Annotated in this window: 19 protein-coding genes and 1 tRNA gene; 13 read left to right on the plus strand and 7 right to left on the minus strand. The window is 67.4% G+C overall.

Annotated features, from left to right (window positions below; genetic code table 11):
- Nucleotides 1-3: 3 nt before the first annotated feature.
- Complete coding sequence (locus BCM27_RS03020; protein WP_004022113.1) at nucleotides 4-1,464, minus strand: adenylate/guanylate cyclase domain-containing protein; 1,461 nt, start codon at nucleotides 1,462-1,464, stop codon at nucleotides 4-6.
- Between the two features lie 172 nt (nucleotides 1,465-1,636).
- Between BCM27_RS03020 and BCM27_RS03025 the strand changes: the two genes are divergently transcribed.
- The 4 genes from BCM27_RS03025 to BCM27_RS03040 all read left to right on the plus strand — a co-directional run bounded on the left by BCM27_RS03025 (nucleotide 1,637) and on the right by BCM27_RS03040 (nucleotide 4,174).
- Nucleotides 1,637-2,923: a DNA polymerase III subunit delta' gene (locus tag BCM27_RS03025; RefSeq protein WP_004022114.1), complete on the plus strand. Its 1,287-nt coding sequence runs from the start codon at nucleotides 1,637-1,639 to the stop codon at nucleotides 2,921-2,923.
- Nucleotides 2,924-2,963: 40 nt separating this feature from the next.
- Nucleotides 2,964-3,374 carry an ArsR/SmtB family transcription factor gene (locus BCM27_RS03030; RefSeq protein ID WP_004022115.1) on the plus strand — a complete coding sequence of 137 codons (411 nt, stop codon included), beginning with the start codon at nucleotides 2,964-2,966 and terminating at the stop codon, nucleotides 3,372-3,374.
- A complete protein-coding gene (locus BCM27_RS03035; protein ID WP_004022116.1) occupies nucleotides 3,371-3,895 on the plus strand; it encodes an SRPBCC family protein in 525 nt (174 codons plus the stop codon). Before BCM27_RS03030 ends, BCM27_RS03035 begins: the two co-directional genes overlap by 4 nt.
- A 99-nt stretch (nucleotides 3,896-3,994) precedes the next feature.
- Nucleotides 3,995-4,174, plus strand: a complete 180-nt coding sequence (locus BCM27_RS03040) for a hypothetical protein (protein WP_033204590.1) — start codon at nucleotides 3,995-3,997, stop codon at nucleotides 4,172-4,174.
- 94 nt (nucleotides 4,175-4,268) lie between these two features.
- Here the strand turns inward: BCM27_RS03040 and BCM27_RS03045 are convergent, their stop codons facing one another.
- A complete protein-coding gene (locus BCM27_RS03045; protein ID WP_004022118.1) occupies nucleotides 4,269-5,111 on the minus strand; it encodes an alpha/beta fold hydrolase in 843 nt (280 codons plus the stop codon).
- 152 nt (nucleotides 5,112-5,263) lie between these two features.
- On the opposite strand from BCM27_RS03045, the gene BCM27_RS03050 reads away from it, so the two are divergent.
- Entirely contained in the window at nucleotides 5,264-5,824 is a 561-nt protein-coding gene (locus BCM27_RS03050; RefSeq protein ID WP_004022119.1) for a TetR/AcrR family transcriptional regulator, read from the plus strand.
- 145 nt (nucleotides 5,825-5,969) lie between these two features.
- A complete protein-coding gene (locus tag BCM27_RS03055; protein WP_004022120.1) occupies nucleotides 5,970-6,698 on the plus strand; it encodes a phytanoyl-CoA dioxygenase family protein in 729 nt (242 codons plus the stop codon).
- A 14-nt stretch (nucleotides 6,699-6,712) separates the two neighbouring features.
- Here BCM27_RS03055 and BCM27_RS03060 read toward each other — a convergent pair whose 3' ends face one another.
- The 4 genes from BCM27_RS03060 to BCM27_RS03075 all read right to left on the minus strand — a co-directional run bounded on the left by BCM27_RS03060 (nucleotide 6,713) and on the right by BCM27_RS03075 (nucleotide 9,695).
- Nucleotides 6,713-7,882, minus strand: coding sequence for a superantigen-like protein SSL4 (locus tag BCM27_RS03060; protein ID WP_004022121.1), 1,170 nt, complete (start codon nucleotides 7,880-7,882; stop codon nucleotides 6,713-6,715).
- A gap of 155 nt (nucleotides 7,883-8,037) precedes the next feature.
- Nucleotides 8,038-8,113 (minus strand) — tRNA-Thr (locus tag BCM27_RS03065).
- Nucleotides 8,114-8,214: 101 nt separating this feature from the next.
- Nucleotides 8,215-9,066, minus strand: a complete 852-nt coding sequence (locus tag BCM27_RS03070; RefSeq protein WP_004022122.1) for an esterase/lipase family protein — start codon at nucleotides 9,064-9,066, stop codon at nucleotides 8,215-8,217.
- 47 nt (nucleotides 9,067-9,113) lie between these two features.
- Nucleotides 9,114-9,695, minus strand: a complete 582-nt coding sequence (locus tag BCM27_RS03075) for a hypothetical protein (protein ID WP_033204505.1) — start codon at nucleotides 9,693-9,695, stop codon at nucleotides 9,114-9,116.
- Between the two features lie 220 nt (nucleotides 9,696-9,915).
- Between BCM27_RS03075 and BCM27_RS03080 the strand changes: the two genes are divergently transcribed.
- The 5 genes from BCM27_RS03080 (at nucleotide 9,916) to BCM27_RS03090 (ending at nucleotide 14,612) form a co-directional block, all read left to right on the plus strand.
- Nucleotides 9,916-10,794 (plus strand): DUF8176 domain-containing protein, encoded by an 879-nt coding sequence (locus BCM27_RS03080; protein ID WP_239450650.1) that lies wholly within the window; start codon nucleotides 9,916-9,918, stop codon nucleotides 10,792-10,794.
- Between the two features lie 44 nt (nucleotides 10,795-10,838).
- Nucleotides 10,839-12,044, plus strand: a complete 1,206-nt coding sequence (locus BCM27_RS25315; RefSeq protein ID WP_373278294.1) for a hypothetical protein — start codon at nucleotides 10,839-10,841, stop codon at nucleotides 12,042-12,044.
- 646 nt (nucleotides 12,045-12,690) lie between these two features.
- The gene (locus tag BCM27_RS25320; protein ID WP_004022128.1) at nucleotides 12,691-13,176 is read left to right on the plus strand and encodes a hypothetical protein; all 486 of its coding nucleotides are present in this window, start codon (nucleotides 12,691-12,693) and stop codon (nucleotides 13,174-13,176) included.
- Between the two features lie 6 nt (nucleotides 13,177-13,182).
- Nucleotides 13,183-13,890: a hypothetical protein gene (locus BCM27_RS03085; RefSeq protein WP_004022129.1), complete on the plus strand. Its 708-nt coding sequence runs from the start codon at nucleotides 13,183-13,185 to the stop codon at nucleotides 13,888-13,890.
- Between the two features lie 50 nt (nucleotides 13,891-13,940).
- Complete coding sequence (locus BCM27_RS03090; RefSeq protein WP_033204500.1) at nucleotides 13,941-14,612, plus strand: VOC family protein; 672 nt, start codon at nucleotides 13,941-13,943, stop codon at nucleotides 14,610-14,612.
- 15 nt (nucleotides 14,613-14,627) lie between these two features.
- Here BCM27_RS03090 and BCM27_RS03095 read toward each other — a convergent pair whose 3' ends face one another.
- Nucleotides 14,628-15,824 (minus strand): NAD(P)-dependent malic enzyme, encoded by a 1,197-nt coding sequence (locus BCM27_RS03095; RefSeq protein ID WP_033204498.1) that lies wholly within the window; start codon nucleotides 15,822-15,824, stop codon nucleotides 14,628-14,630.
- Between the two features lie 268 nt (nucleotides 15,825-16,092).
- Here BCM27_RS03095 and BCM27_RS03100 point away from each other — a divergent pair, with 268 nt between their 5' ends.
- Nucleotides 16,093-16,758, plus strand: a complete 666-nt coding sequence (locus BCM27_RS03100; RefSeq protein WP_033204496.1) for a GntR family transcriptional regulator — start codon at nucleotides 16,093-16,095, stop codon at nucleotides 16,756-16,758.
- Complete coding sequence (locus tag BCM27_RS03105) at nucleotides 16,755-18,017, plus strand: MFS transporter (protein ID WP_004022133.1); 1,263 nt, start codon at nucleotides 16,755-16,757, stop codon at nucleotides 18,015-18,017. The genes BCM27_RS03100 and BCM27_RS03105 overlap by 4 nt, the downstream gene beginning before the upstream one ends.
- The last annotated feature ends 45 nt before the right edge of the window (nucleotides 18,018-18,062 follow it).

Raw genomic sequence — 18,062 nt, forward strand, 5'->3', positions numbered from 1 at the left:
CGCTCAGGCCGACCGGTCCGGCTCGAGTTGCGGGCGCGCGAGAAGCGTCTCGATCCCGCGGCCGCGGAGTTCGACGCCCTCGCCGATCTCCCAGTGCTCGGCTTCTTCGTGGGATGCCAGGAACACGGCGCGCGCCGACCCGAGAACGCGTGTGGGTTCATCTTTCGCGAGTTCGGTCAGGCGGGCCGCCTCGTTGACCGGGTCGCCGATGACGGTGTACTCGAGTCGCTGTTCGGCGCCGATGTGTCCGGCGATGGCCTTGCCGGCCGACACCCCGATGCCGATGTCGGTGTCACCGAGGGACTCGTAGAGCTCGGCCCGCAGCTCGCGCGCGGACGCGAGTGCGCGGCCGGCGAAGTCGTCGAGGTCGAGCGGTGCCCCGAAGATCGCGAGCGCCGCGTCGCCCTGGAACTTGTTGACGAATCCGCCGTGGCGTCCGACGACGCCGACGACGACCCGGAAGAACTCGTTGAGCAGCTCGACGATCTCGCGCGGTGGCCGATTGACCGCCAGTCGCGTCGAGCCGACGATGTCGACGAACAGGACGCCGACATAGCGCTCCTCGCCGCCCAGCTCGGTGCCGGTCTCGATGGCGCGCCGGGCGACATCCTCGCCGACGTAGCGGCCGAACAGGTTGCGGAGCTGCTGACGTTCCCGCAGATCGGCGACCATGTCGTTGAAGCCGGCCTGCAGCAGGCCGAGGTCGCTGCCGTCGTAGATCTTGACCGCGACATTGAGGTCGTTCTCGCTGACCTTGGCCTGCGCGCGGCGCAGCTGTTTGATCGGATCGTTGATGGCGGCCACGACGCGCACGATCGCGATGACGCTGAACGCCAGTGCGGAGATGGCCATCCACAGGATCGGGCGTTCGAGGCCGGTGGAGTCGGCCTCGATGATCCCGAGCCGGTGGAGCACGATCATCCCGATGATCACGAGCATCGGCGCCACGACGCTGATCACCCAGAAGGCGGTGATGCGGGTGGTGACGCTGGGAGCGATCGCGTTGTCGGGATTGTTGGCCATCGCCGCGACGGTGATCGGCCGCATGACCTTCTCCGCCTGCATGTAGCTCAGCGCACACGTCACCATCGCGCCGATCGTGCTGGCGATGGCCACGATGAAGGCGTTCTTCGACGACACGGTCAGGTTGACCAGTGTGAACAGTGTGCCGCCGACCACCCACAGCGCGGCGTTGACCGCGGTCAGCAGCATCGGCAGAGCGAGTGCGCGGCGTCGCGCGGCCTCGTTGTCGAGCCGGGTGCGGCGCCGATGCCAGATGAGCACCGGTAGGGACAGCTGGATGCTGGCGAAGCCGCCGATCACCATGGCGATCAGCAGGTAGGCCGCGAAGATGACCTGGTTCAGCGCGGTGATCTCGTCGAGGCTGATCGAATCCTGGATCGGCATGCCGAAACGCAGGAACGCGAAGGTGAACAGTGCGCCGACGAGATTCGCCCGCAACATGTCGAGCGCGAGAATCGGCCACGGCGTATGAATCAGCCATCGGGCCAGATGCAGGCCCTTTGACCACCGCGACCGTTGTTGAACCACGGAGACCACGGTAGCTGGCTGCTTGCAATCGTTAAACACGGTTCCGTGTCTCAGGCGTGTCCGAACTGCGGATTAGGGTGTTGCTGTGACAAATGTCTTCGATCGGCTGACCGGGCAAGAGGCCATCGCCGACGATCTGCGGGCGGCCGCGCGCGCCGCACGGGTTCTGGCGGCGAGGCTCGACGCGGGGGCCTCGGCCGACCTATTCCTCGCCGACGATGAGATCCCGGCCGTCGACGCGGGATGGTCGCGGGCATCGATGACCCATTCGTGGTTGTTCACGGGGCCGCCGGGCAGCGGCCGGTCGGTGGCCGCGCAGTGCTTCGCCGCGGCGCTCCAGTGTCAATCGCCCGATGCCGCGAACATCGGCTGCGGCGAGTGCCGCGCCTGCGTCACCGTGATGGCCAAGACCCACGCCGACGTCCGCCATGTGGTGCCGGAAGGGTTGAGTCTCGCCGTGGGGGCCATGCGGGACATCGTCCAGGCCGCCGCCCGCCGGCCGGGGACGGGACGCTGGCAGATCGTCATCGTGGAGGACGCCGACCGACTCACCGAGCAGGCCGCGAATGCGCTGCTGAAGGTCGTCGAGGAACCGCCGTCGCGAACGGTGTTCCTGTTGTGCGCGCCGTCGGTCGACCCGGAGGACATCTCGGTGACGCTGCGGTCCCGCTGTCGGCACGTCGCGCTCGTCACGCCGACGACCGCCGACATCGAGCGGGTTCTCGTCGAGCGGGACGGCCTCGACCCGGAGCAGGCGAGATGGGCGGCGTCGGTGTGCGGCGGTCACATCGGTCGCGCGCGCCGGCTGGCGACCGACCCGGATGCGCGCACGCAACGCGAGAAGGCCCTTGGGCTGGCGCGTGCCGCCTCCCGGGACTCGACCGCGTACGCCGCAGCCGAGGAGCTGGTCCGGTCGGCCGACGAGGCCGCCAAGGCGATCAGTGCCGAACTCGACGTGGCCGAGACCGAGGAGATGAAGACCGCGCTCGGTGCGGGCGGTACCGGCAAGGGCACTGCGCGGATGCCACGCGGTAGTGCCGGCGCGCTCAAAGAACTGGAGAAGCGGCAGAAGTCGCGGGCCACGCGCGTCGGCCGCGACGTCCTCGACCGCGCGCTGGTCGACCTCGCCGCGCTGTTCCGCGACGCACTCGTCGTCGGGGTGGGCGCGCAGGTCACCGCGATGCACCCGGACAAGGCTGACGACCTCGCGAACCCGCTCGCCGATTATGCCGAGCCCGAGCAACTGCTGCAGTGCGTCGAGGCCGTGCTCGCCTGCCGTGAGGCGCTCGACATGAACGTGAAGCCGAAGTTCGCCGTCGACGACATGGTCGCGCGGATCGGGCTGGCGCTCGCGCGTCCGATTCGAACGTAGGCACTTCCCACATTGGTAACTCGTATGTTACCAATGTGGTGTGGACGAGTTCGAGGTGATCGCCGATCCGGTGCGTCGAGCCCTCATCGAGCGGCTCGCTCGAGGCCCCGCGCGTGTCGTCGATCTCGCCGCCGACCACCCGATCAGCCGGCCCGCGATCTCGCGACACCTCCGGGTGCTGGGTGAGGCCGGCATGACGACCGTCGTCGATCAGGGGCGCGAGCGGCACTACGAACTCGTACCTGGTGCGCTTGCCCCGGTTCGGGCGTGGCTCGACGCCGTGGACTCGGAGGTCGTCGAGCCGAGATTCGACGATCGCCATCTCGATGCGCTCGACCTCGAGGTGCGACGCACCGTGCGCGAACGCGGCCAACGTGACGCGGAGGCCGACTCTCTGGATTCCGCTTCCACACAACAAGATTCCGCCAGCCGACACAAGGAGACAGGATGAGCGCCGAACTGACGGCCACGGGCCGTCGAGAGATCAGGGCCGGTGTGCCCCACGTCGTACTGGAGCGAGCCTTCACCGCGCCTGTCGACGCCGTGTGGGCGGCGATCACCGAACCGTCTCGGCTCGAGCGGTGGATCGGCACGTGGGCGGGCGATCCGGCCGACGGTGTCGTCGACTTCCGGATGACCGCCGAGGGGGACGACGTGGAGTCCGAACGGTTCTCGATCCTGGAGTGCGATCCGCCGCGTCGGCTCGTCGTCGAGTCGAAGTCGCCCGGCGGCGACGGTGACGGCGAGGTCTGGCGGCTGGAGCTCGATCTCACCGAAGCCGATGGGACAACCACTCTCACCTTTGCGCAGGGGTTACCGAGACCGGACTCGGCCGAGAACGTCGGTCCCGGGTGGGAGTACTACCTCGATCGTCTGGTCGCAGCCGAGGGGGGCCGCAGTGTCGCCGAGGTCGACTGGGATGCCTACTACCCGGCCTTGGCGTCGTCGTATGAGGCCATGTTCCGGGACTGATCGCGCATCCGGTGCGCAATCGTCGAAGGCGTTGCGGGCCGCGTCCTATCATGAATTCACGGTTGCAAGCGCGACCGGACGATGAGCGAGGAGCAGACGATGTCGGACTTCATCCGCAAGATCAAGGAAGATGCCAAGGCCGTCTCGGCCGCCATCGATCAGGAACTGACGGTGCTCGAGGGTGTGCCGGGTTACGACCCCCTCGCCGACAACAAGGACGCGGACGCGTCCGACGAGACCGCCGAGGGCGCGGCCCACGTCGAGGGCGACGCCCGGTAGGGCTCAGACGCCAAACGGCCGCCGGATGGGAAACCATCCGGCGGCCGTCCTGCTCACCGAGGGTGTGCTCGCTGCTGAACCCACCCCGGGGCGCTCACTTCTGAACGAACCCCAACAGCGCCTCGTTCACCTCAGCGGCGTGAGTCCAGAGCAGGCCATGGGGGGCGTCGGGGATCTCGACGTACTCGGCGTCCGGGACGGCCTGGTGGAACCGCCGTCCGCTGGCATCGATCGGCAGGATGTTGTCCGCGGTGCCGTGCAGGATCAGCGTCGGCTTGCCCGAGTCGCGAACTGCCGCAACATCTTCGCGGAAATCTTCGATCCAGGTGGGGACGACCGCGTAGGCGGCGACCGGTGCGCTGCCGACGGCGGTGTTCCAGTTCGCGTCGACGACCTCCTGGGTGATGCGGGTGCCGAGATTGTCGTCGAGGTTGTAGAAGTCCTTGTAGAACTGGGTGTACCAGGCGTAGCGGTTCTCCTTGGCCGCCGCGGCGATGCCCTCGAAGACGGACCGGTCGACGCCTTCGGGGTTGTCGTCGGTCTTGACCAGGAACGGCTCGAGCGAGGCCAGGAACGCGAACTTCGCGATGCGGTCCGTGCCGTGGTTCTTGGCGTAGCGGGCGAGTTCGCCGGTGCCCATGGAGAATCCGACCAAGATGACGTCGCGGAGGTCGAGCGTGGTCAGCACGGTGTCGAGGTCCGCGGCGAAGGTGTCGTAGTGGTAACCGGTGCCGACCTTGCTGGATTTCCCGAATCCGCGACGGTCGTACGTGATCACGCGGTAGCCGGCGTCGATGAGCTCGCGCGCCTGCAGCTCCCAGCTGTTGCCGTCGAGCGGGTAGCCGTGGATCAGCACGACGGCCTGGCCTGCGCCGTGATCTTCGTAGTACAGCTCGATGTCGGTCGAGTTCTCGGTGCCGACTTTGATGTAGCCCATTGCGATCACTTCTCTCTGCTGAGGCGACCGATCGAGATCGGGATCGGTGCGGCGGGCGGGAGAACGTTCGTTCTCGCCGGTGATTGCTACACTAGAGAACGATCGTTCCCCGCGCAACCCCTGCGTGGGAACAGGTTGAAGAGGAGTTCCGGGTGACCGACACAGTGGACCCGCGAGAGCAGGTGGTCCGTGCCGCTGACCAGCTGTTCAACGCGCACGGCGTCCACGCTGTCGGAATGGACAAGGTCCGCGATGCCGCGGGGGTGTCCCTGAAGCGGATCTATTCGATGTTCCCCTCGAAGGAGGCGCTGATCCTCGCCGTGCTCGAGGACCGCACCCGGCAGTGGAACGCCGGGATCGCCGCATGTGCCGACGGATTGTCGTCGCCGCGAGAGAAATTGCTCGCCGTGTTCGACTTCCTGCTCGAATGGTTCGGAACCGACGAATTCCGCGGATGCGCGTTCATCAACGCCTACGGGGAACTGGGGGCCGAGATGCCCTCGGTCGCTGCGGCGGTTCGTGCGCAGAAAGCTGATTTCCAGCGATACGTCGCCGGGCTGGTGGGCGAACTGGGAGGCCCCGACGGCCTCGGCGCGCAGCTGTCCATCCTCGCCGAGGGGGCCCAGACCACGGCGGCGATCGCCGGCTCGGCGCGTGCCGCCGACGATGCACGAGCCGCCGCCGAAGTCCTGATCGATCAAGCTCTGCGTTGATCGTGCGTCGATTTTCGTCGACTGTGCGTCGTTTCTCGTCGACTGTGCATCGTTCGTCAGTGACGACGACAGCGTTCGCTCATGACGGCCCGGCCGGACGGGAAAACCGCTCGCGCCGGGACGTGATCGATGCGACGCTGCGACGGTGACCGACCCCAACCCGTCCATCGCCGAGACCTTCATCGAGAAGGGCTTCGTCAAGATCGAGCGTCCGTCATTGCGGAGCGCGGCAGACCGTGCGCGGGCGGGTCTGTGGGCGCAACTGGGGTTGTCCGAGGACGACTCCGCGGGCTGGACCGAACCGGTGCGCTGGGCGTCGGACATGGTGGGCGCCGGCCCATTCGGAGTGCTCGCCAACAGTGCGGAATTGACCGAGGCGCTCGACGCGATCTGCGGCGTCGGTGGGTGGACGCCCCGGGGCGCCCTGGGCAACATCCCGGTCCGTTTTCCGCTGCCGCCGACGGTCGATGACCGTGGCTGGCACATCGACGCAAACACGCCGCGCGAGGGCGGGTCATGGGTGGTGAGCCGACGCCCCCATACCGTGCTGATCCTGACCCTGCTGTCCGAGGTCGGGCCGACCGATGCGCCGACCCGCATCCGGATGGGATCGCACCGCGATGCCGTCGACGTCCTCACCGACGACGGGCAGAGTCCGTTCGACGTCGGCCCGTCGGTCGATGCGGCGAGCCGCGACCGCCCGATTGCCTTCGCGACCGGCAACCCGGGTGACGTCTACGTGGTCCATCCGTTCACGGTGCACGCGGCCGACGAACATCGGGGTGCCACACCGCGATTCATGGCCCAGGGGCCGGTGATGCTCGCCTCGCCGTTGTCGGCGGACGGGGCCGGGCCACTCGCGTGCGTGTTCTGAGGCCGACGATGAATCTAGGCGGTGGAATCCGCCGACTCGCTGCCGGAGTTGTCGCCATCGGAGCGGTCACTCGAGTCGGAGTCGTCGTCCGATCCGGAACCGCTGCCGCCCGCCGGATCTCCCGACCCCGGGTCGCCGGACTCACCGGGCCGGCTGTCGTCGACCTGCTCACCCGACTGCGAGTCGGGATCGGGGTCGGCGCCACCGTCCTCGCGCTCGGTCGGCGTGTCCGCACTGCTGTCGACATCGGTGTCGTGCACCGTCTCTCGATCCACCCGCCGTGGTTCCACTTCTTCCCGAGGCGACTCGACATCGGAACCCCCGTCAGAGGAGGTCTCGGTCTCGCGAGTCCCGGTGTTCGGCTCGATGGGCCGGCCGCGGGGCGGTTCCGTGGTGCCCGACTCGCCGCGGGGGTCGGGATCGGTACGTGGCGTCTCGACAGGCGAGTCGGTTCGTGGGGTGCCGCTGTCGCGACCCAGTGACTTCAGGAGCGCGGAGACGAGCGGGATGGTCTCGAGCCAGACCCGGATGCTCCACGGCCCCCGCGGATCCGACACCAGGACGATGACCGGTCCATCGGTGTCGGTCGGAGGTGGAGGCGTCAGGCTGGTGTTGCCGTCGGTCTCGCCCGGGCCGCCGGAGGCCTGGGGGTCGCCGGTGTAGACGACGAACGGGCTGTTCGCGTCCAGTCCGGCGATGACGGTCATCACCGCCAAGTTCTGTTGCACCGCACGCTCTTTGGTCTCGTCGTCGAGCTCCGTCGACAACACGGTGCGGGTCATGGGGCCGCTGGCGATGATCGGACCGACTGACTGCGGGTGGTCGATGACCAGTATCCGAGGCGCGCCGGCGACGGGCAGTTCGCGCGCGATGGCTGCCCCGGGGTCGGTCGGCAGCGATACGGCAGGCGTGTGCGGCGTGGTGTTCACGACGACGGACGGCGGGGCCGGGTTCGGGCCGAGCGGGGTGGTGAGTTGCTGCGCAGCGACTTGGACAGTGGCGGGTGCGGCGAGGGCGTGGACCAGGGTGGTGGCGTTGATCGACGCGACTGCCGTCGGGATCACCGTGAAAAGCGAAAGTGCGGCGAGAGTGAGGGAGGTGCCGGCGACACCCGGGGGTCGTCGAAGAGGACCGCCGCCGTCGTTGTCGACGGCGCGGTGCGTGCCGCGCCGATGTGATGCCACCCCTGGGCCCCCTCTTTTGTCGATCAGATAGTAGACGACGCACGGGGTGGCATGGTGTCGTCTGAATGACGCAAATCGGGACATCTGCGCGATTGTGCTGCCCGAAGGGGGCGAGGAGTGGCTGCGCCATGCGGCGCAACCGGGTCGAGACGAGATGGAGCCGCCCAGGGGAATCGAACCCCTGACCTATTCATTACGAGTGAATTGCTCTACCGACTGAGCTAGGGCGGCGTGCTACGCGAGGCAGCGCAGACGAGTCTAGCGAGGGTCGGAGAACGAGCAAAACCCGGGTCGTCGACGCAGGTGGAGCTTCCGTCGAAGTGGATGCCGGGTCAGCCCGGGAAGTCCGAGCCGCAGACGACGGGCACCCGGTGATCCGGGTCGAGCGCGTTGCGGACCAGCGCCCCGACGGTCGGGGAGTAGGCCATCCCGACATGACCGATCCGCGACGCCGGGCACACATCCTGGACCAGCGTGTTGGTGATGTTGGGCCCGGGCGGCATCAAGGTGACCGGGTACGGCGTCGAGATCTCGTCGTATCGCGTCGCGAGATTGACGTACTCGATCGATGGATGTCTCGGACCCCAATAGCTCTGTCCGGGCGCCCGAGCCGGCAGCCGATCGGTGAGGGAGCCGACGCGCGAGTAGCCGCGGTTGGACGCGGACAGTCCGACGATCGTGCCCACCTGTGCCGCGCGTCCGGGTATCTGGGTGACAAGCTGGGCGATCGCGCCGCCCTGGCTGTGACCGACGAAGTCGATCTGCTTTGCGCCCGTGGCGCTGAGGACCCGCCCGACTAAGTCCGAGACCGTGCGGGCGGACTGCTCCTTGTTCCCCAGCCCGCCGGTGTTGCCACTCCAACTGGTCTGGCCGTAGGTCAGGCTGAACACGCAATATCCCGCGTTCGCCAGCGTGGGCGCGAGGTACGCCCAGTTGGCGCTCTGGTTCATGGCCGTCGCGTGCAGCAGCACGACGGGGTTGCGTCCGTCACGGTCACGGCAGTCGAAGCGATTGGCGCCGGGAGGCGACTCCGACGCCGGGCTCAGATACCGAGAGGCGATGGCGGTCGCCGCGTCGGTCGTGACCGGGAACGGGGCGGCGTGCGCGGTGCCCGCGGCGAGGCACAGAACTGCGGCCACCACCGCGACGAACGCTGACGTGACTCCGGCTCGGATGCGGTCCATGCAGAGGATTGTGGCCGACCGGACGGTAGGGGCACGGCGTTTCGCCTCTACTGGGCGTCGCGACGGCGGAACTCGACGCCACGCGGTGACAATTCGTAACCGACGACGAGGCTGTCGGTCAGTCCTAGCTTCTTGAGCTTGGTGATGTCCTGCTTCAATCCCGCTCTCTCCCGACCGAGTTCGGCCGCGAGGTCGGTCGACACCACCCCTGGGCGGCGGGCGATGACGTCGAGCACTTCGCGCGTCCACGGTCCGCGCGTGGACCGTGCGTCCATGCGATCGAGGCGGGTTCGGATCTCGTCCACATCGTCGTCGGACAAGTTGTCATCGGCGCGCAGGGCGATCCGCGGGTCCTCGCCGATACACCGCAATCCGATTCGGTACGTCGGGTTCTGGACGTTGACGCACAGGGCGGTCCGGACGGCGTCGGCAGCGTCGTATCCCGCGCGACGTGCTTCGTCGTCCGTGATCCGCTCGGGGTCGACGCGCTGCATCGACGTCACCTCGATCACGTGCGTCAGCGCGATGAAGCTCGAGCCCGGATGTATGCGCGGATCGCCCCATCGCCGGAAGGCGAGGTCGACTGTTCCATCGGCGACCCCGCGAGCAACTCCGGCCGTCAGAAGCACAGTCGCGACCCTAGCGAGCGGGGCGTTTCGGTGCAGGACCCGTGGTCAGGCGCCCGTGTCACCCCTGTGGATGACAGCTGAGAGGTCCCTGAGAGCTGTTGTAGGGTGACCCGAGGTCAGCGACGGCACTGCCGACGTATTCGGGGGACCCCCTGCGTCGTGCTGTCGTTGAGCGCAACTTCACGACGACACGATCACCGGCCGGGGGGAGGGATCTTTGGTGCCGCCGCGCGCTCCTGCTCTGTGGTTTCCCGACGTCCCGCCGTGGCCTGCCATCGATGCGACACCCGCCGCCGATCTGGCCGCTCACCTGGCCCGACACCGTTCCGTCGGCCCAGCTCACGCAGCTGCGCAGTCGTCCGGGGTGGCCGTCCTCGAGCGGCCGATGGAGGTTGTCGCGCCGCCGAGCAGGCCGGTGGTCGCCGGACCGGAAGTCATCACGCCACGCGTCCCCTCGGAGCTCGACGTGTTCCTGGCCGAGGCCGAGAAGTCGGTGCGAGCCAAGCGGAAGACCGGATCGGCTGGGCGCGACGAGAAGTCCCCACGTGTCGGTTCGCCACTGCGAATCGCCGGTGCGGCAGCAGCGATTCTTGTGATTGTGGCCACAGTGTTGGGTGTAGTACTGACCCGCGGTGACGGACCCGAGGCGACGACGGCATCGACGTCGAGCAGCGATGCCACGTCTGCGGGGTTGGCAGCGTCCACATCGCCCGTGGTCCGGGAGCCCGCGTGTACCCAGCGCCCGGTGGGTGCCGGAACCACGGTGTCCGACGGTGACGACGCCGGCAATCAGGAGTCGGGCGCCGGGGCGATCCGTGCCTTCAACCACGCGTATTACGTCCTGCGTTCGGCGAGGGCGGCACGCGCGGTCGCAGCTCCGGGCGCGGTGGCCTCTGAGTACGTCATGCAGCAGTACATCAACCAGCGACCGCTCGGGACCCGGCACTGCTTGACAGTCTCCGACCGCGGACCCGGCGAGTACTCGGTGGTGCTGACCGAACTGCAGCCCGACGCGGCGCCCATCACCTACCGGCAGGTCATCCGCACCACGACCACCGGCGGCAAGTCCTACATCCAGTCCATTCGATCCGTTGAGTGAGTTTCTGCCCGCCACCGCGGGCGTACCAGAGAGGTAGTCGAGTAATGAGTCATGGTCGGGGTCGGCATCGGAAGCGTCGTGTGCCGAGTGGTCCATTGCTGTCGGTGACGTCGGCAGTGGTCGCGGTGTCGATCACCGCAGGCGCCGGGGCAGCGTTCGCGGTGCCGGAGCAGGGTGGGACCAGTCCGGGTGATTCGGCTCCCGGTCAAGGCGGCACGAGTCCGGGGGATGTGTCCCCGGATGGTGGTGCCGGTGCCGAGGCGACTGTCGAGCCGATCGTGGTTCCGGGGCCGGGCAGTATTCCGGGTCCGCCGGTGGAGGCGCCGTATCAGGCGTACACCGCGCCTGGGTCTTATTCGTATGACGAGCCGTATACCCCGTTGATCAACAATCGGGTGGCTCCGCGGGTTGCTCCGCCGGTTCGGCCGATTGCGCCGCCGCCGGAGAAGATTCGTGTGGGCAACTTCGTCACCGACATCCCGCAGGGCATGTCGAAGCGGGATGTGAACTCGATCAATGCGTGGTCGGCGTATGGCGAGGCCAAGATTGCGCAGGGTCTGATCTCTGCTGGCGTGCCGGAGGATGAGGCGACTCGTCGTGCTGCTGCGACGATCATCGGTGTGATGGCCGGCGGTACCGCGGGTGCTGTCGCACTGGGTATTCCGTCGGCGGTTGTGGGGGCGGGGGTTGGGGCCCCGGTCGGTGCGGGCGTAGGTGCGATCGTGGGCTGGGTCACCACGGGCGGTCTTACCTCAGGTGTCAATGCGCTTGCCGGAGCAGGAATCGGTGCCGCGGTGGGCGGGGCAGGAGCTGGGGTAGCGGGGGCGGCAGTCGGGGCCGCCATAGGCGGTACTGCCGGCGGATTGCTCGCGTACTCACTGGGAGCCGGAGACCCGGGCGCTGATCCGGATGAGCCATGGCGTCAGAACGGTCCGCGTCATGCGCTGCCGGAGTCTGGACCGAACCAGTTCGAGTTTTATCTGTCGGCAGATCACGCACGCCGCTCAGGACTGCCTGCGGTGGACTACGTGGTGAACCACCGTGGCGACGTTGACGCAAAGATCGGAGCCTCGACTTTCAAATGGTCTGGTGTGCAGGCTCGATCGCCGTACGCGGTATTCGGTCCGCACGCTGAGAAGTCGGTTCGTGCCTGGACCCGTTCTCAGTCCGACAGTCTGAAGAACGCGATCCCCGGCGGGGACGTGCTGTGGCCTGCGGAAGCGACGGGCGCTGATAGGCCCGGACTCTAGCGGTTCGGAAATATTCGCTGTCTTGTGGTTATAAAAGGAGAGTATCGATGAGACGATTGATTGTCGTTTGTTTGGCTGCGCTGATCGCTTCTGCAGCCACCTTTGCAGGGACTGGAAGTTCACAGTCTGCACCACTCCCACTTCAGTTCGCGGTGCTGGGTGACAACTTTGGGACGATCGGGAACCACTCATTTTGCCGGGGAGCTATAAACGTCCGGCTTTCGGTTCCGAAAGGCGAGAAAGGTGTAGTCCGCGTGACTGCAACTTCCCATGGATTCACTGGAGACGGGCCTGGGTGGAGAAGAAATCCAGTGTGCCGCATGGTCCTTGGCACCGAGTTCATTAGCGCACGTGGGTATCTCGTGCCGAAGTACTCCAACGCCGCATTCGGACCAAAACCCGGAACCAGAGTGGTGCAAGACGTGCACACGGGCTCGGGCCCAGTGGCAATTGAGACTCGGACGTATGCGCCCAATAGCGGATTCCGTCAGATCTACTCGCGAGGGGTCAGTTACTACGTTCTCGTTCCCTGAAATCGAGCGTTACAGCCAAAGGTCCTGGGCGAGTTGCATGCCCTTCGACGGGCGCTGCTTGCTGCGAGGCGCGCAATTCCGACGAGAAGCAGAATAGTCCTAGCGACGGAGAGTTGGACGTGAAGAAACTGGCTATTGTGGTTTTGCTGGCCGCATTCGCGGCGGCGATGGTGTCTGGTGTCGGTCAGGCGACTGCTGCGCCGATTCCGAACATCGCGCTCTACGGCAACAACTTGGGCACGATGGGCGACCATTCCTACTGCCGCGGGAACGTCAACGTGACGATCCATACACCGCAGAACAAGGGTGGCGTTGTCCGGGTCACTGCACGGTCCGCTGGTTTTGGTGGAGAAGGTGCGAGCTGGAAGCGGAATCCGAAGTGTCGAGTTCTCTTCCAAACTCGGTACACCAGCCTTCGTGGCTACGCCCTCGACAAATGGACAACTGCGGCCTTCGGGCCGCGTCGGGGTGAGACAAAGGTGTGGGACGTTCCGACGGGACCGGGTCCGGCAACGATTGGAGTCACGACGTCTGCGATCAACAACCCAGTCCGGACTCCGACGGGCGCTCTACTTGTGTTCCACATGCTCGTTCCCTGACCCCAGATGACCGCACCAACCACCCCACGCGACGGCGACCCGCAGGCCTGGGCCGAGCGGGCCGTCGTCGTGTGCGGGACAGCCGGTGGCGTTGGGACGTCGGTTGTTTCGGCGCTGCTTGCCGAGCATCGGGCGTCGTCGACGCTCGGGTTGCTCTCATGGTGGGTGGACGCCTCGGGCAACGATTGCGACATCGAGCTGCGATTGCGTGGTTCGGGGAATCAGGAACTGCTCCGCACGGCGTCGGGGACTGGCCTGTGGCTTCCGCCCGATGATGCGACGGCCACCGATGCCGTCGTCGAAACGTGGCGGCAGGGCGCGGTTCCCGTTGTCGACGCGGGTGCCCATCCGCTCACGTTGCTGCCCGAGCTCGCCGAAGACGACCTCCCGAACCTCACCCCGGTGCTTGTCATCGCGGCGCGACCCGACCTGCTCAACCGCGCCCGCGTCGTCTTCGCCGAGTGGGACCGGGCAGGCGTACTCGAGAAGACGATCGTCGTCATCTCCTCGCAAATGCCGACCACCCACGACGACGGACTCGCCGACATGCTGGTCAATGTGGTGTCCGGGGCAGTCGGCGGCGTGATCGGCCTCGACTACGACCCCGTCATCGGCGCGGGTACCGCCCTCGACCAAGACGCGCGTCGCGGCTTCCTCCCGGCGACGCACCAAGCGATCGCAACACTCGCCGCGGCGACCACCAATCGAGGCTGAACCGCGCGCACCCTTTCGTAAAGCCGATGAAGCGGGCAGCATGGGGCGGTATGACCGGCTCAACCCGCTCACCGCTCACCACCGCCCAGGCTGCCGAGATGGTGGCCGATCCCTGGCGCGTCATCGCCGACAGGCTGGCCGCCGCCTACAACACCGGCTCGATGGTGCGCGGCGGTGAGTTCGTCGCGAAGATCATCGACGCCGCCGAGGAAGCGAACCACCACCCCGACATCGATCTGCGTTACGGGACAGTGCATCTCGTGCTCACCACGCACAGTGCGCATCAGCTCACCGAAGCCGATGTCGCACTGGCGAACCGGATCACCGGCATCGCCGCCGACCTCGGCCTCGAACCGGCCTCCGCACCCGTCACGCAGTTCAACCTGGCCATCGACGCCCTTGACATCCCGGCCATCCGGCCGTTTTGGAAAGCAGTGCTGGGCTACGGCGACGCCACCGAGCGCGAACCCGTAGACCTCGTCGACCCGGGAGGCCGACTGCCCAGCGTTTGGTTCCAGCAGATGGACGAGCCGCGCCCGCAACGCAACCGCATGCACGTCGACCTGTGGATTCCGACCGACGAACTCCACGAGCGTCTGCAAGCAGCGATCACCGCCGGCGGACAACTGCTCACCGACGAGTACGCCCCGGCCTTCTGGGTGCTCGCCGACGCGGAAGGCAACGAGGTGTGTCTGTGCACCTGGCAGGATCAGAACTATTGAGCCCCTTCCGAGCGACTACGAGCAGTGCCCCTCCGCGCGGGCGACCTCGGCGACAGCAGCCGCGACGGCCGGGGCGACCCGGTCGTCGAGCGGGCTGGGCACGATGCGATCGGCGCGCAGGTCGTCGGCGACGACCGAGAAGATCGCCTCTGCCGCAGCGATCTTCATACCCTCGCTGATGCGGCGTGCGCCCGCGTCGAGGGCACCCTTGAAGACGCCGGGGAACGCGAGCACGTTGTTGATCTGGTTCGGGAAGTCGCTGCGGCCGGTCGCGACGATCGCGGCGTACTTGGCCGCGGCCTCCGGATGGATCTCCGGGTCGGGGTTCGACAGCGCGAAGACGATCGAATCGTCGTTCATCGACGCGATGAGCTCTTCGGGGATGAGTCCCGCTGAGACACCGATGAAGACGTCGGCGCCGGCAAGGGCCTCGACCGCGCCGCCGGTCAGTCCGCGCGGGTTGGTGCGGGAGGCCAGTTCGCTCTTCGACTCGTTCAGTCCGTCCCGTCCCTGCGACACGATGCCCTTGGAGTCCAGCACCACGACGTCGGAGATGCCCACCGCGAGAAGGATGTTCGCGCAGGCGACGCCCGCGGCGCCGGCGCCCGAGATCACGACCTTCAAGCCCGCGAGATCGCGGCCAAGGTGGGTCGTCGCACCCTTGAGGGCGGCTAGGACGACGATCGCGGTGCCGTGCTGGTCGTCGTGCATGACCGGGCAGTCGAGGGCCTCGATGACTCGACGCTCGATCTCGAAGCATCGGGGCGCGGAGATGTCCTCGAGGTTCACGGCGCCGAAGCTCGGACGCAGCCGGATGAGGGTCTCGACGATCTCGTCGGGGTCCTGGGTGTCGAGGACGATCGGGATCGAGTTGAGTCCGGCGAAGCTGCGGAAGAGTGCGGACTTGCCCTCCATGACCGGCAGCGAAGCGCGCGGTCCGATGTCGCCGAGTCCCAGAACTGCCGATCCGTCGCTGACGACGGCCACCAGCCGGTCGGTCCACGTGTACTTGTTCACCAGGGTGGCGTCGGTGTCGATCGCGCGCGACACCTGGGCCACGCCCGGGGTGTAGGCGATCGACAGGTCGCGCTGCGTGTCGATGGGGGCGCGCAACTCCACCGAGAGCTTGCCGCCGACGTGCGCCAAGAAGATCTCTTCATCGGTGATGGGGTGATCGGCGATCGTGGGTTCGGTGTAGGGGGTCTCACCCATACGTGTGTCCTCCGTGCTTGTCACGGGTCCTCCTGGAATGCCGCGAAATATGCGGGTTGCATCGTCTCGCCGGCCACGCTGCCCGCGAGCTAGAAGTGATCCGCATCAACGCGAGCGGGTGGACTCAGCGGACGCGGGTCGGGCTCGTGTGAGCGGGGTGACGCTCGTTACGGCCGGATTAAGTGTCTCACCGTCTGGGATTGTGCCGATAGGTGGGTCGGGCCAGGTAAACCACACAATGGTCATTGGTAAGGTACAACTTGTGTCTATGTTGCATGCGACCACCGAATCTGCTGCTGAGCGGGTATACGCCGAGGTCAAAGAGCAAATACTCACAAACGAGATCGCCGGCGGTGAGCTGATCAGCGAGGGCGAGATCGCTGCGAGGTGCTCTGTGAGCCGCACTCCGGTGCGCGAGGCATTCCTGCGTCTGGAGACAGAGGGCTGGATGCGTCTCTACCCCAAGCGCGGGGCGCTCGTGGTGCCGATCGGCGAGCGCGAGATCCGGGACGTCGTCGACGCTCGGCTCCTCCTCGAACGGCACGCGGTCCGGTCGGTGGTCGCGCGCCCGGCCGCGACCGCCGCACTCGTGCGGAGTCTGCGCGACAACCTGACCGCGCATCGCAGAGCAGACGCCGCTGACATCCGGGAGTTCGCGCGGATCGACGCCGAGTTCCATCAGCTGATCGCCGCAGCCGGTGACAATCCGTTGCTCTCCGACTTCTACACGACGCTGGGGGAGCGGCATCGTCGGATGACGACGGCCTCGGTCCACCGGGACGCCGCCGTCGCCGCCCGAATCCTCGACGACCACCTCGCGCTCCTCGACGCCGTCGAGTCCGCCGACGCCGACCGCTTCGACGAGCTTCTCGCCGGCCACCTCGTCGCGGTCCACGATCTACCCGGACACGACCTCCCCGGGGCACGGGCGTGAGCGCCGGCCGCGCGCGCTTCGGATGGCCCGCCGTCGCGCTCGCCGTCTTCACCACTGCGTGGGGCGGCAACGAGTTCACGCCGTTGCTGGTCATGTACCGCCAGATCTCCGACCTGTCGCCGGTGGTCGTCGACGCCCTGCTGTTCGCCTACGTCCTGGGCATCGTGCCCGCTCTGCTGATCGGTGGACCACTGTCGGACCGGCTGGGTCGACGACCGCTCATGCTCCCCGCCCCGCTGTTCGCGGCCCTCGGTTCGGGATTGCTGGCCGCGGGATCGGAGTCGGTGGCGCTCCTCACCGCCGGGCGCGTGTGCAGCGGCATCGCGCTGGGTCTCTCGATGGCTGTCGGCGGTAGCTGGATCAAGGAACTCTCCGACCGTGACGGCGCACGAACCGGTGCCGGTGCCGGCCGCGCGGCGATGAGCCTCACCGCAGGCTTCGGCGTCGGCGCGGGGGTGGCCGGTGCTCTCGCACAGTGGGGCCCCTGGCCGCACGTCCTGCCGTATCTGATCAACATCGCCGTCGCGGTCGTGGCGGCGAACCTGATCGTGCTCGTACCGGAAACGCGTCACAGGCAGGCCTCGCCGGGTCGTCTGCGTGACGATCTACGCATCCCGTCGGCGGCCCACCGTCGTTTCCTGTTCGTCGTGATGCCGCTCGCACCCTGGGTTTTCGGTGCCGCGGCGTCGGGCTATGCGGTCGTCCCGGCCCTGATGTCCGCTCGTACCGCGGGAGCGCCGATCGCGTTCGCCGGCCTGTGCTGCGTCCTCGGCCTGACCGCCGGTTTCGGCATCCAGTCGCTGGGGCGGCGGATCGACCGGCCGGGGACTGTCCGCGGAGTCGTCGTCGCCCTGGTGGTGCTCGTGGCCGGAATGGTCCTGGCGGCGGTGGCCGCCCACGTGCTGACCGTCTGGGTTGCGCTCCTGGCGTCGACGGTGCTCGGCTGTGGCTACGGCATGGCGATGATCGCCGGTCTCCTGGAGGTGCAGCGCATCGCCGGCCCCGACGACCTCGCCGGACTCACGGCGGTCTATTACGGCGTGACCTACCTGGGCTTCGCCGTGCCTGCGGTGCTGGCGTGGATCTCGGAGACGTGGGTGGGGATCTCGTATCCGATGATGTTCGGGTTCGGGGCCGTCGCCGCCGTCGTGTGTCTGGCGGTGACACTCGTCGGGCATCGACGCCACGGGCCGGACGCCGCGGTCGACCCGCATGCCCCGCACGCGACCGCAGACCTCGGGGCCGCCCGGGCGCGGTGACCCGGCACCGCCGCACAACCACCCGGTACCCTGCTGGGAGTTTGG

Source organism: Gordonia terrae, assembly GCF_001698225.1.
In the GTDB taxonomy this organism is placed as follows: domain Bacteria; phylum Actinomycetota; class Actinomycetes; order Mycobacteriales; family Mycobacteriaceae; genus Gordonia; species Gordonia terrae.